The organism is Kineococcus auxinigenes (assembly GCF_050871525.1).
Taxonomy (GTDB): domain Bacteria; phylum Actinomycetota; class Actinomycetes; order Actinomycetales; family Kineococcaceae; genus Kineococcus.
On the sequence record NZ_JBKBCT010000002.1, the window covers coordinates 114,837 to 127,079 of the forward strand.

The 12,243-nt window shown below is 74.5% G+C and carries 10 protein-coding genes; 2 read left to right on the top strand and 8 right to left on the bottom strand.

Annotation, left to right across the window (positions count from 1 at the left end; translation table 11 throughout):
* Nucleotides 1-94 precede the first annotated feature (94 nt).
* From ACRYR9_RS01565 to typA, 4 genes are all read right to left on the bottom strand, one after another.
* Nucleotides 95-2,032, bottom strand: a complete 1,938-nt coding sequence (locus ACRYR9_RS01565) for a putative bifunctional diguanylate cyclase/phosphodiesterase (protein ID WP_432491964.1) — start codon at nt 2,030-2,032, stop codon at nt 95-97.
* Nucleotides 2,033-2,315: 283 nt separating this feature from the next.
* The gene (locus ACRYR9_RS01570; protein ID WP_432491962.1) at nt 2,316-4,304 is read right to left on the bottom strand and encodes an AAA family ATPase; all 1,989 of its coding nucleotides are present in this window, start codon (nt 4,302-4,304) and stop codon (nt 2,316-2,318) included.
* A 170-nt stretch (nt 4,305-4,474) separates the two neighbouring features.
* Nucleotides 4,475-5,560, bottom strand: coding sequence for an N-acetyl-1-D-myo-inositol-2-amino-2-deoxy-alpha-D-glucopyranoside deacetylase (gene mshB, locus ACRYR9_RS01575; protein WP_432491960.1), 1,086 nt, complete (start codon nt 5,558-5,560; stop codon nt 4,475-4,477).
* A 133-nt stretch (nt 5,561-5,693) separates the two neighbouring features.
* Nucleotides 5,694-7,586: a translational GTPase TypA gene (gene typA / locus ACRYR9_RS01580; RefSeq protein ID WP_432491958.1), complete on the bottom strand. Its 1,893-nt coding sequence runs from the start codon at nt 7,584-7,586 to the stop codon at nt 5,694-5,696.
* Between the two features lie 190 nt (nt 7,587-7,776).
* On the opposite strand from typA, the gene ACRYR9_RS01585 reads away from it, so the two are divergent.
* Entirely contained in the window at nt 7,777-9,402 is a 1,626-nt protein-coding gene (locus ACRYR9_RS01585) for a BCCT family transporter (RefSeq protein ID WP_432491956.1), read from the top strand.
* 8 nt (nt 9,403-9,410) lie between these two features.
* Here the strand turns inward: ACRYR9_RS01585 and ACRYR9_RS01590 are convergent, their stop codons facing one another.
* The 4 genes from ACRYR9_RS01590 to ACRYR9_RS01605 form a co-directional block, all read right to left on the bottom strand.
* Nucleotides 9,411-9,818: a (deoxy)nucleoside triphosphate pyrophosphohydrolase gene (locus ACRYR9_RS01590; RefSeq protein ID WP_432491954.1), complete on the bottom strand. Its 408-nt coding sequence runs from the start codon at nt 9,816-9,818 to the stop codon at nt 9,411-9,413.
* Nucleotides 9,815-10,489, bottom strand: coding sequence for a DUF305 domain-containing protein (locus ACRYR9_RS01595; protein ID WP_432491952.1), 675 nt, complete (start codon nt 10,487-10,489; stop codon nt 9,815-9,817). The genes ACRYR9_RS01590 and ACRYR9_RS01595 overlap by 4 nt, the downstream gene beginning before the upstream one ends.
* A 4-nt stretch (nt 10,490-10,493) precedes the next feature.
* Nucleotides 10,494-11,162, bottom strand: coding sequence for a DUF3105 domain-containing protein (locus ACRYR9_RS01600; RefSeq protein ID WP_432491950.1), 669 nt, complete (start codon nt 11,160-11,162; stop codon nt 10,494-10,496).
* 96 nt (nt 11,163-11,258) lie between these two features.
* On the bottom strand, nt 11,259-11,414 hold the full coding sequence (locus ACRYR9_RS01605) for a hypothetical protein (protein WP_432491948.1): 156 nt from the start codon (nt 11,412-11,414) through the stop codon (nt 11,259-11,261).
* A gap of 93 nt (nt 11,415-11,507) precedes the next feature.
* On the opposite strand from ACRYR9_RS01605, the gene ACRYR9_RS01610 reads away from it, so the two are divergent.
* Nucleotides 11,508-12,221 carry a VIT1/CCC1 transporter family protein gene (locus tag ACRYR9_RS01610; RefSeq protein ID WP_432491946.1) on the top strand — a complete coding sequence of 238 codons (714 nt, stop codon included), beginning with the start codon at nt 11,508-11,510 and terminating at the stop codon, nt 12,219-12,221.
* Nucleotides 12,222-12,243 lie beyond the last annotated feature (22 nt).

A 12,243-nucleotide genomic window follows, 5' to 3' on the forward strand; every position in this document is an offset into this window, starting at 1 on the left:
GCTGCTGCGCCCGGCCCCGGGGCCGTCCGCCGGGCGCGGGTGCGTCCCGAGCACCGCGATCGGACAGGCACCCGCGGGGCTCAGCCGGCCGGTGTCAGCGGGCCCACTGAGCGGTCAGCTCCTCAGCGGGTTGGGGGCGCCCGCAGTGGAAGCCCTGCAGGTAGTGGCAGCCGGCTCGGGCGGCCTGGTGGGCCTGGGTGTCGCTCTCCACGCCCTCGGCGATCACCCGCAGGTCCAGGCTGTCGGCGACGGTGACCACGGCCTCGACGAGGGCTCTGCGGCGCGGGTCGTGACCGATGCCGGTGATCAGGGAGCGGTCGATCTTGGCCATGCGCACCGGCAGCTCGACCAGGCGTGAGAGCGAGGAGTAGCCGGTGCCGAAGTCGTCCACGGACAGCGGGTGCCCGCGGCGCTGCTGCTCGTGCAGGCTGGGCAGCACCTGCGGGTCGATGAAGGCGCTCTCCAGCAGCTCCAGGCCCAGGTGCTGCGGTCGCAGGCCGTGCCGGTCCAGCGCCGTGGCCAAGGTCGTGGTCAACCCCGGGTCGGCCAGCTCGCGGGCGCTGAGGTTGACGTAGGCGCTCTGCGGGGCGCGCGGGCCCAGCTGACGCAGCCACTGACCCATCTGCGCGCACGTCTGGTCGACGACCCACTGCCCGATCCCCACGATCAAGCCGTTGCCGATGGCCAGGTCGACGAAGTCCACAGCGGAGAGCAGGCCGTGCTGCGGGTGCTGCCAGCGCAGCAGGGCCTCCACCGCGTGCACGGCACCGGCCGGGTCGGCGATGGGCTGGTAGTGCACCCGCAGCTGCCCGTAGGGCAGGGCCCTGGCCAGCTGGCGCTCCAGCTGACGGGTGGAGCGGTGCGAGTGCACCGCCGCCTCGAACAGCGCCTGCTCCGGCAGGGCGCCACCCGCAGCGCTCACCGCGGTGCCGGCGGCGACGCTGAGGTCGATGACCTGCTCGCTGTTCTGGTCGTGGTGGTGCTGCGCCTTGACGCGGTACATCGCGGCGTCGGCGTCGGCCAGCAGGTCGTCGACGCTGGGGTGATCACCGCTGAAGGCCACCCCGATGCTGGCCGAGACGACCAGGTCCACCTCGGCGATGCGGATCGGCTGGGCCAGGATGCGGCGCAGGCGGGCGAAGACGGCCTGCACGTGCTCACCCACCTCGGCGGCGTCCGCCTGGGGCAGGTCCTCGCACACCAGGACGAACTCGTCGCCGGCCAGGCGCGCCAGCGTGTCCTCATCGCGCAGCATGGCGCTCATGCGCGCGGCCACCACGGCCAGCACGGTGTCACCGGCGGCGTGCCCGAGGGTGTCGTTGACGGCCTTGAAGCGGTCGAGGTCGATGAAGAAGACCGCGACCGTGCGCTGGTGGCGCCGGGCGGCGTGCAGGGCGTGCTCGAGGCGGTCGAAGAGCAGCACCCGGTTCGGCAGCCCGGTCAGCGCGTCGTGGGTGCTGCGGTGGGCCAGCTCCGCCTGGGCGCGGCGGGCCTGGTCGCGATCGGCCGCCATCGTCAGGTACGAGGCCGCCACGCGCGCCAGCAGCCGCGCCCCCACCAGCTCCGCCACCTGCCAGGTACCGGCCCGGCACCGGTACAGGTCCAGCGCCCCCCACACCCGACCGCGGCTGATCAGCGGAACCGCCACCACCGAGGCGAAGCCGGCCTGCAGCGCCTGCTGCACGAACTGCGGCCACGCCGTCTGCACCGGATCGCGCAGGTCGTCGACGACCACGTCGACCTCGAAGGCCAGCGCGTCCTGGCACGGGCCCTCCTGCATCAGCTGCTGCAGGCGCTCGAGCGCGTCGACCTCGGGGCGGCTGGCGTGCACGAAGCGCAGCGGCCCCTCCGTCTTGATCATCACGCCGATGCCGTCGGCGCGCAGGTGCTCCAGCGCGATGCGGAGCAGGTGCGTGAGCAGCTCCTCGGGGCTGACGTCCTCGCTGGCGGCGCCGGCGAGGTCGGCCATGGCGCTGAGCAGCGCGTCGGAGGCCGCTGCCGTCTCGCGGGCCGCTGCCGCCTCGGGGGTCACCGTGCTCCGCGCGCGGCCGGCGGCGAGCTGGGGTCCCTCTGTTCCATCGCCCCTCTTCGTCCTCGAAGAACCGAGCCGCCGTGCGAGCGAGCCCGGCACTGCTCCCGGTGACACACCGTGTCGCCGGGAAACTACTGCACCGCACGCTCCCCGGCACGCTCGCACGACACGCCCGTGAGCGTGCCCGGCCCGCCCGCGCTCCCTCCCCCCGGAGGGCGCGTGGGCGGGCCCGGCCGCGGTCCCCCGCGCGTCCGCGCCTCCCCTCCGGGCGCGGTGGCGCGGGTCAGCCCCGGGTCGCGCCCGGGGACGTGGGCAGCGCGGCGCCGTCGCGCAGGTCGAGCACGCGCGGCGCGCTCGCGGCCAGCGGGCCGCTGCCGTGCGCGGCGTGCGCCGCTTCGAGGACGTCGGTGATCTCGCGGCCGATCAGCTCCTGCCGCTCCAGCAGGGCGTCGCGCAGCGCGGCCACGAGGTGGCGGTGACGGCCGAGCAGCTCGCGCACGGCGTCGCGCTGCTCGGTGAGCAGCGCCTCCACCATCCGCCGGCCCTCGGCGTCGCCCAGGACGCGGGAGACGAGGTTGCCGTCGGCCAGGGCACCGTTCTGCACGGCCGTGAAGGACACCAGGGTCCCGGCCATGCCGGCCGCGCCGACCATCTGCGCGGCCGTGGCGGTGGCCGCCTGCAGATCGCCGGCGGGGCCGGTGGACACGTCGCCGAAGAACAGCTCCTCGGCGACCTGACCGCCGAACGCGATCCGCACCATGGCGGCCAGCTCGGCGCGCGAGCGGGTGTAGACGTCCTCGGCGTCGCCGTGGGCGAGCAGCCCCAGGGCGTCGGCGCGCTTGACGATGGTGAGGATCTCCAGGCGCCGCTGCGGCGCCACGAGCCAGGCCACGGTCGCGTGCCCGGCCTCGTGGGTGGCGATGAGCCGCTCCTCGTGCTCGGTGTAGCCGACGGGCTGGCCCAGGCCCACCTCGGTGACCAGGCGGGCGTGCTCGACGTCGGCCCACGACATGCCGTGCGCGTCGCGGCGCACCGCGTTGACCAGGGCCTCGTCGAGGAGGTTCTCGATCATCACGGGGCTGTACCCGTTGGTGATGCCGGCCAGGGCGTCGCGGCGCTCGTCCTCGTCCAGCTGCGGCTCGTGGGCCTTGGTCGCCAGGAAGTGGTCCACCAGCTCGCGCCGGCCGGCCTTGTCGGGCAGCCCGAAGGTCAGCCGCCGGTCGAAGCGGCCGGGGCGCAGCAGGGCCGGGTCGAGGGCGTCGGCGCGGTTGGTGGCGGCGATGACGAGGACCTCGGCGGGCTCGCTGCGCGGGCGGGACAGGCGCCGGGAGGCGGGCAGGAAGCGGTTGACGGCGTCCACGGCCCAGCCCTGCAGGCGCTCACCGGCGGTGGGCTCGTCGAAGGACTGCATCTGCACGAGCAGCTCGTTGACGACGCCGCTGGCGCCCTCGCTGCTGGCGAGGCGTTCGACGCGCACGGGCGCCCCGGCGCCGGGCGCACCCATCGCCAGCCCGGTCAGGCCGCCGCAGCCGAGCACGCCGGTGGCGGCGGCCGGGGTGAGGGGGGTGGCGGCGGCCATGCCGCCGCGGGCGGCGGCGATGGCGTCGATCTCCTCGATGAAGGCGATGGCGCCGCCCTCGGCGCGGGCGGCCTTGCGCAGCGCCCGGAAGTACGAGCGCACCTTCCGCGCGGTGGCGCCGTACCACATGGACTGGAAGGAGGTGGCCGAGACGAAGAGGAACGGCACCCCCGCCTCGTGGGCCATGGCCTTGGCCATGTGGGTCTTGCCGGTGCCGGGCGCGCCCTCGAAGAGCAGGCCGCGGCGCGGCCGGCCGCCCATGTCGCGGCGGAAGCTGCGCGCGGACAGGAACAGGTCGAGGCTGCGCTCGACGTCCTCCTTGACGGGGGCCAGGCCCTTGACGTCGTCGAGGGTGACGTCGATCTGCTCGGGCCGGTACACGACGTGCGGCGAGCGCCCGGCGACGAGGGTCTGCCCCAGCAGCACCGCGATGAGCACCGCGAAGAAGAGCCCGGACATCAGGTAGAGCGGGTCGATCGAGGGCAGGGTCGGCAGCAGGGACCTGCCGGTGGCCAGCCTCGCGGCCCCGGCGGCCACCACGACGGCCACGGCCGCGGCCAGCGCGGCGGCGCGCCGGCGCCGGCGGCGCTCGCGCAGCCGGCCCACGTCCCCGGCGTCGCGGCCGGCCCGCCGGGCGGTGGCGCCCCGGTTCGTCCCGGACTGCCCGCGCGGTGTCCCCACCAGGTCGGCCACGGCCGCTCCTCTCCTCGGGCGGCCCGGACGGCGTACCGGGCCAGGGCTCCACCCAACCCCCGCACCGGCCGGCGCGCGCACCGCGGTGACCGGTTCGGAGGATCGGGTTCACCCGACCGGCGCAACGGAGCGTGAGGGTGCGACCACCCGGGATCGGCCCGGTGCGGCGCTCAGGAGGTGGCGACGCCGGCGAAGAGGTCGGTCTCGCGACCGTGCTCGTCGAAGGGGCCGGCGGCCACGCCGTGCACGAGGCGGAAGTGCTCGCGGGGCCCCAGGGCCTGCGGCACCCCGTTGGACAGGCGCATCGCGGGCACCTCGGCGTCCAGGTCGAGGGTGACCTGGGTGGCGTGGGCGCGCAGCGCGGCGATCTTCGCGGGCAGCTGCTCCACGCCGTCGACGACGGTGCTCACCTGCGCGTCCGGCACGGCGACGGAGGGCAGCGGGCCCTCGGGGTCGGCGGCACCGGGTGCGCCCGTCCGGGCCAGGCGGCGCAGCGCGTCGCGCGCCTCGCTCTCCGGCTGGACGATCTCGTACACCTTCGCCACCTGCCACGGCACGACGGGGGCGGGGTCGCCGTCGCGGCCCTCACCGGCGGCCAGGACCAGCGCCCGCGCGGTGGCCTCGGCGACGCGCACGTGGTCGGGGTGCCCGTAGCCGCCGCCGGGCTCGTAGGTGACGACGACCTGGGGGCGCACCTCGCGCAGCACCTCGGCGATGCGCTCGGCGACCTCCTCGGGGTCGGCGGCGGTCAGAGCGCGCGGGTCGACGTCCTCGCCGGAGGCCGCGCGCCCCGGCGCGGCCCAGACCATCCCGGAGTCGCGGTAGCCGCTGCCGTCGGGGCGGGTGAGGAACCGGTGGTCCTCCACCCCGAGGGCCTCCATGGCCGTGGCGAGCTCCCCGGTGCGGTGCTCGGCGAGCTCGTCGGGCGTCAGGTGGGCCAGCTCCGGCGGGATGACCTCGCCGAGCTCGCCGCGGGTGGCGGTCAGCAGCACGACCTGCGCGCCGGAGTCGGCGTAGCGGGCCATGGTCAGGCCGGTGCCGATGGACTCGTCGTCCGGGTGGGCGTGCACGAGCAGCAGCCGGTGCGGCTGGTCCAGGGCCTCCATCGACGTCAGCTCGGCGGGGTCCAGCTCGCGCGCGGCGTCGTCGACGAGGTCGGCGGCGATCTCCAGCGGGTCGCGCCCCGCGGTGGTGGCCTCGGCGGCGCCCTCGGGGGTGTCGTCGGGTTCCGCGGGGGGTTCGGGGATCGTCGTCATGACCCAACCCTGTGCCGCGACGGCGCCCGGTGCAAGGCGCATGATCGCGGCACGGGCGGTGGGGTGCCCACCGGGAACGCCGCGGGGCGGTGATCCGTCGTCCGGACCACCGCCCCGCGGCGCGCGCGGTGCATCAGCTCTTCTTGGCCTTCGAGGCCGTCTTGGCGCGCGCGGAGGCCTCCAGGACGACCTTGCGGATGCGCACGGCCTCCGGCGTCACCTCGACGCACTCGTCCTCGCGGCAGAACTCCAGCGACTGCTCCAGGGACAGGTGCCGCGGCGGGATGAGGCGCTCGAACTCGTCGGAGGTCGAGGAGCGCATGTTGGTGAGCTTCTTCTCCTTGGTGATGTTGACGTCCATGTCGTCGGCGCGGGAGTTCTCCCCGACGATCATGCCCTCGTACACCTCGGAGGTGGGCTCGATGAACATCTGCCCGCGCTCCTGCAGGTTCGTCATCGCGAACGCGGTGGCGGCACCGGCGCGGTCGGCGACCAGGGAGCCCGACTGGCGGGTGCGGATGTCCCCGGCCCAGTGGTCGTACTTCGCGAAGAGCGCGTGCGCGATGCCGGTGCCGCGGGTGTCGGTGAGGAACTCGGTGCGGAAGCCGATGAGCCCGCGGGAGGGGACGTAGAACTCCATGCGCACCCAGCCGGTGCCGTGGTTGGTCATCGTCTCCATGCGGCCCTTGCGGGCGGCGAGCAGCTGGGTGACCGCACCCAGGTACTCCTCGGGGCAGTCGATCGTCAGGTTCTCGAAGGGCTCGAGGGTCTTGCCGTTCTCGTCCTTGCGCAGGACGACCTGCGGCTTGCCGACGGTCAGCTCGTAGCCCTCGCGGCGCATCTGCTCGACGAGGATGGCCAGGGCCAGCTCACCGCGGCCCTGCACCTCCCACGCGTCGGGGCGCTCGGTCGGCAGGACGCGGATCGAGACGTTGCCGACCAGCTCCTTCTCGAGGCGGTCCTTGACCAGGCGCGCGGTGACCTTGGCGCCCTTGACGCGACCGGCCATGGGCGAGGTGTTGATGCCGATGACCATGGAGATGGCGGGCTCGTCCACCGTGATGAGCGGCAGCGGGCGCGGGTCCTCGGGGTCGGCGAGGGTCTCGCCGATGGTGATCCCCTCGATGCCGGCGACGGCGACGATGTCCCCGGGACCGGCCTTCTCGCCGGGCACGCGGGTGACGGCCTCGGTGACGAGCAGCTCGGTGACCTTGACGCGCTCGATGGTGCCGTCGTGCCTGCACCAGGCGACCTGCTGGCCCTTGACCAGCTCGCCGGAGAAGATCCGCAGCAGCGCCAGGCGCCCCAGGAACGGTGAGGCGTCGAGGTTGGTGACGTGCGCCTGCAGCGGGGTCTCGGGGTCGTAGACCGGCGCCGGGATGGTGTCGATGATCGTCTGGAAGAGCGGGACGAGGTCCTCGGAGTCGGGCAGGCCGCCGTTCTCCGGCTGGTTCAGCGAGGCGCGGCCGTTCTTCGCCGAGGCGTAGACGACGGGGACCTCGAGCAGCTTGTCGGCGTCGATGCCCTCGACGTCGGCGGCGAGGTCGAGCAGCAGGTCGTACGTCTCCTCCACGACGGCGGCGATGCGCGCGTCGGGGCGGTCGACCTTGTTGACGAGGATGACGACGGGCATCCCCGCGGCGAGCGCCTTGCGCAGCACGAAGCGGGTCTGCGGGAGCGGGCCCTCGGAGGCGTCGACGAGCAGCACGACGCCGTCGACCATGGACAGGCCGCGCTCGACCTCCCCGCCGAAGTCGGCGTGGCCGGGGGTGTCGATGATGTTGATGGTCATGCCGCCCTCGGGGGCACCCGGGCCGGCGTACCGGACCGAGGTGTTCTTCGCGAGGATGGTGATGCCCTTCTCGCGCTCGAGGTCGCCGGAGTCCATGACGCGGTCGGCGACGTCGGCGTTGGCCCGGAACGCGCCGGACTGCCAGAGCATCGCGTCCACGAGCGTCGTCTTGCCGTGGTCGACGTGGGCGACGATCGCGACGTTGCGCAGGTCGTCGCGGGTGCTCAGGGGCATGGTTGCTGCTCGATCCGGTGCAGAGGGGTGCGGACGCCCCAGTGTAGCCGCCGAGGTCGGCCCACCGGTCCGCCACGATTTCCTTTGCACCTTGCAACAACGCCCTGACCTGCGGCGACGATGATCGGGTAGGGCGTTTGAACCACTGCTCAATGGGTAGGAAGAGCTGTCTCGTGCCACCCTGTGGGCCATGTCCGCACCACCTGACCACCGATCGTCCACCTCCGGAGCGACCGCCGAGCAGCCCTCCGAGGGCCACAGCCGGTACCCGGTCGACAAGGTCGTGTTCGGCGTCAGCGCCGTCGCGGTCCTGGTCTTCCTCGGCCTCGCCCTGGCCTTCCCCGACGGCTTCGCCACCGTCTCCGGCGAGGTGCTGGCCTGGCTGACCACGAACTTCGGCTGGGCCTTCGTGCTCGGCGCCACCGGCTTCGTGGCCTTCGCCGCCTGGCTCATGCTCTCCAAGCACGGCAGGACCCGCCTCGGCCGCGACGACGACCGCCCGGAGTTCTCCACCGCCTCGTGGTTCGCCATGATGTTCAGCGCCGGCATGGGCATCGGCCTGCTGTTCTACGGCGTCAGCGAGCCGATCTCGCACACCCTCGCCCCGCCCGAGGCCGGCATCGAGCCCGGCACCCTGGACGCCGAGCGCTACGCGATGATCTACGCGATGTTCCACTGGGCGCTGCACCCGTGGTCCATCTACGCCGTCGTGGGGCTCGCGCTGGCCTACGCCTGGTACCGCAAGGGCCGCACCGGCGGTTTCTCCGCCCCCTTCGCGCCGCTGCTGCGCGGGCGCACCGGCCCGGCGAAGGTCATCGACGTCCTGGCCATCTTCGCCACCCTCTTCGGCACGGCCACCTCGCTCGGTCTCGGCGCGGCGCAGATCAACGGCGGCCTGGACCAGGTGTTCGGCGTGGAGATCAGCACCTCGGCCCAGGTGTGGATCGTCGTGATCCTCACCGCCTGCTTCGTGCTGTCCGCCTTCAGCGGCATCGAGCGCGGCATCAAGTGGCTCTCGAACACCAACATGGTCCTCTCGGTCCTGCTGCTGCTGTTCCTCTTCGTCGTCGGGCCGACGGTCTTCATCCTGAACCTGGCCCCCTCCACGGCGGGCAACTACCTCTCCCAGCTGCCGCGGATCTCCTTCCGCACCGGCGCCTACGGCGGCGACGAGTGGCTGTCCGGCTGGACGATCTTCTACTGGGCCTGGTGGATGTCCTGGGCGCCCTTCGTCGGCACCTTCCTGGCCCGCATCTCCCGGGGCCGCACCATCCGCGAGTTCGTGCTCGGCGTGGTCGCCGCCCCCAGCGTGATCGCGCTGGTCTGGTTCTCCGTCCTGGGCGGGACCGCGCTGCACGCGCAGTTCCAGGGGGGCACCGACATCAGCGGACTGGCGCAGGAGAGCCAGTTCTTCACCGTGCTGGACTCCCTGCCGCTGGGCGCCGTCAGCTCGATCGTCGTCGTGCTGATGATCGTCATCTACTTCGTCACGAGCGCGGACTCGGCGAGCATCGTCATGGGCTCGCTCAGCTCGAACGGCGCCGGCGAGCCGAACCGCTGGGTGACGGTCGCGTGGGCACTGCTCACCGGCGCCACGGCCGCCATCCTGCTGGGTGTCGGCGGCTCGACCGGTGGCGGCATCCAGGCGCTGAAGAACGTCGCGATCATCGTGGCGGCGCCCTTCCTGATCGTGATGATCGGCCTGTGCGTGGCCCTGGCGAAGGACCTGCGCGCCGACCAGCGCGAGCGGGTCGCCGACGCCGCCCGCGCGGACACCGCGGGCGCGACCGTGGTGGAGGACGCCGGGCGCCGCTGACCCGCGCCCTACCCCGCCGTCGCGGCCAGCCGCTGCACGAGGGGCACGTCGCCCGGCAACCAGTCGACCGACGACCACTGCCCCGGCGGCAGCCAGCGCAGCTCGTCGTGGTCCTGCAACGGGGCAGGAGCACCGAGCGCCACGCGGGCCCACCACACCCGCATGACGAGGTCCCCGCCGAGCGGCCACGCGCCGCCGGCGGGGCCCGGGACCTCCGCGCCCAGCACGGCGCCCACCCCCAGCTCCTCGTGCAGCTCGCGGTGCAGCGCGGCCTCGGGCTCCTCGCCCGGTTCCACCTTGCCGCCGGGCAGCTCCCAGCGGCCGGCCAGCGCCGGCGGAGCGCTGCGCCGGGCGGCCAGCAGCACCCGCGGGGCGGCGAGGTCGTCCACCAGCGCCGCGGCGACGACGAGCCTCACGCGGCGTCCTGCTCGGGGAACGGCAGCGGCTCGGCACCCCGCTCGGCCAGCAGGTCCTCCAGGACCTGCGTCTCGCTGCTCTGGCTGGCCAGGATCGCCTCGGCCAGCTCGCGCAGCTGATCGTCCCCGACGAGCTCGGCGCCGGCCTCGGCCATCTGCAGGCCACCGGCGTGGTGGCGCAGCATCAGCTGCAGGAAGAGGACCTCGAACTCCTCGCCGCTCAGCTGCGACAGCCGGGCCACCTCCTCCGCGCTGGCCATGCCGGGCATGGCCGCGTCCCCCTCCGCGTCGACCTCCTCGTCCCCCTGCCGCCCGTGCGCGGCGTGCTCCTCGGTGCCCGCCATCCAGGCCATCGCCGGAGCGGAGCCGCTCAGCGGGTGACCCCACTCGATCAGCAGCGCCTGCATGCGGCCCAGCTGGTTGCCCTGGGTGGAGGCGATGTCGACGGCCAGCTGGCGCACCTCGGCGGAGGGCGCCTCCTGGATCGCCTCGTAGGCCATCGCGATCGCCTGCTGGTGGTGGGTGCCCATGTCGCGCGCGAAGCCCACGTCGGCGGACTGCTCGCCGGGGGCGTCCGGCAGGGCCCGGCCGGCGAGGACGCCGACGACCAGGGCCACCAGCACGACGGCGACCAGGGCGAGGACCCGGCCGGCGCCGGAGCGGGGGCTCACGCGCTCAACCCGTGGGGGTGCCCACGCCGTTGCTGCACAGCGCACCGGGCTCGGGCGTCTGCGCGCCCTGGACGTACTCGGACAGGAACGCCCCGATGCGCGGGTCGTCGGCGCGCTCGACCGTCAGCTGGTGGTTCCAGGCGGACAGCACGATCGGCGAGGGCAGGCCCTCGTAGGGCGAGAGCAGGGTGTAGTCCCGCCCCTGCACGGTCTCGGTCAGCTCCTGCACCTGCTCGGCGGGCAGGTCCGGGGCGTAGGTGATCCACACGGCGCCGTGCTCCAGGCTGTGCACGGCGTTCTCGTTCGCCACCGGTGCGTCGTAGATCCCGCAGTTCAGCCAGACGGGGGCGTGCTCACCCCCCACGGGCGGGGCCTCGGCGTACTGCACGGCCTCCTGGGTGTGCTGGCCACCGGTGTACTCGAAGGCCTGCACGGCCTCCAGGGACGGCGGGTCCGGCTGGGCCACGATCACAGCGGCGATCCCGGCCCCGGCCCCGAGCACCAGCACGGTGGGCACCGCGATCAGCGCGACCTTGCGCCGCCGGGCGCGGGCCCGCTCGGCCCGCTGCATGGCGGCCACCCGCGCCGCCCGGTCCCCGCCGGCCGGCCCGGTGCGCTCGTCCTGCGTGTCGCCCATCGACTCCCTCTCCCCGTGGGCGCCCGTGCGGCGCACCCTCCCAGGGTGCAACGCGGCAGCGGGCGCGCGGGTTCGGCCCCCCGGCGGCGCGCCGACGTGATCCGCGACACGCGGCACCGGCCGGGAGGGCGCTCAGCCGTGGCGGGTGGTGCGCGCCCCGGCCCGGACGCGCCTGCCGTGCTCCGGGCGGGCGGAGGCGGGCACGCGGTGACGGGGGTCGGTGCGCCAGTACACGACGGCGGCGGCGACGGCGACGGCCAGCACGGTCAGTGCGACGACGAACTGCATCCGGACACCGTAGTCCCGGGGCCGCACGGCGTCACCAGCACGCGCGGAGCGCTGCGGGCCGGACCGGGTCGCCGGGGGCCCTAGCCTCCTGCCGTGACCAGCACGCACCCCGGTGAACCCGCCCTGCACGTCTCCGACGTCGACGCCCGCCTGAACCGCCTGCGGGCGGGCGTGCTGGGCGCCAACGACGGCGTGGTCTCCGTGGCCGGCGTGGTGCTCGGCGTGGTGGCGGCCACCGAGCACGCCGGTGCCCTGGCCGCCGCGGGCGTGGCCGCCCTGGTGGCCGGGGCGCTGTCCATGGGCACCGGCGAGTACGTCTCGGTGAGCACCCAGTCCGACACCCAGCGGGCGCTGCTGGCGAAGGAGCGCCGGGAGCTGGCCGAGATGCCGGAGGAGGAACTGGCGGAGCTGGCGGCGATCTACGAGGCCAAGGGCCTCTCGCCTCAGCTGGCGCGGCGGGTGGCCGTCGAGCTGACCGAGCACGACGCGCTCGCCGCGCACGCCGAGGCCGAGCTCGGGCTGGACCCCGAGGAGTTCACCAGCCCCTGGCAGGCCGCGGCCACCTCGACGGCCGCGTTCACCCTCGGCGGCCTGCTGCCGCTGCTGGCGGTGCTGCTGCCGCCGCAACCGGCCCGGGTGGCCGTGTGCGCGGCCGCGGTGGTCCTGGCGCTGCTGGTCACCGGAGCGGTCAGCGCCCGCCTCGGCGGGGCACCGGTGCCGCGCGCGGTGGCGCGCAACGTGGGCGGCGGCCTGCTGGCGATGGCGGTCACCTACGGCATCGGGCACCTGGTGGGCGTGGCCCTGTGACGGGCGGCAGCCCCCCGCGGCG

What these genes read in the sequence shown, in the direction of transcription:
- mshB (WP_432491960.1), bottom strand. Translation starts at nt 5,560, where the DNA reads ATGACGACGATCCCCGAACCCCCCGCGGAACCCGACGACACCCCCGAG.
- ACRYR9_RS01585 (WP_432491956.1), top strand. Translation starts at nt 7,777, where the DNA reads ATGTCCGCACCACCTGACCACCGATCGTCCACCTCCGGAGCGACCGCC.
- ACRYR9_RS01605 (WP_432491948.1), bottom strand. Translation starts at nt 11,414, where the DNA reads ATGCAGTTCGTCGTCGCACTGACCGTGCTGGCCGTCGCCGTCGCCGCC.
- typA (WP_432491958.1), bottom strand. Translation starts at nt 7,586, where the DNA reads ATGCCCCTGAGCACCCGCGACGACCTGCGCAACGTCGCGATCGTCGCC.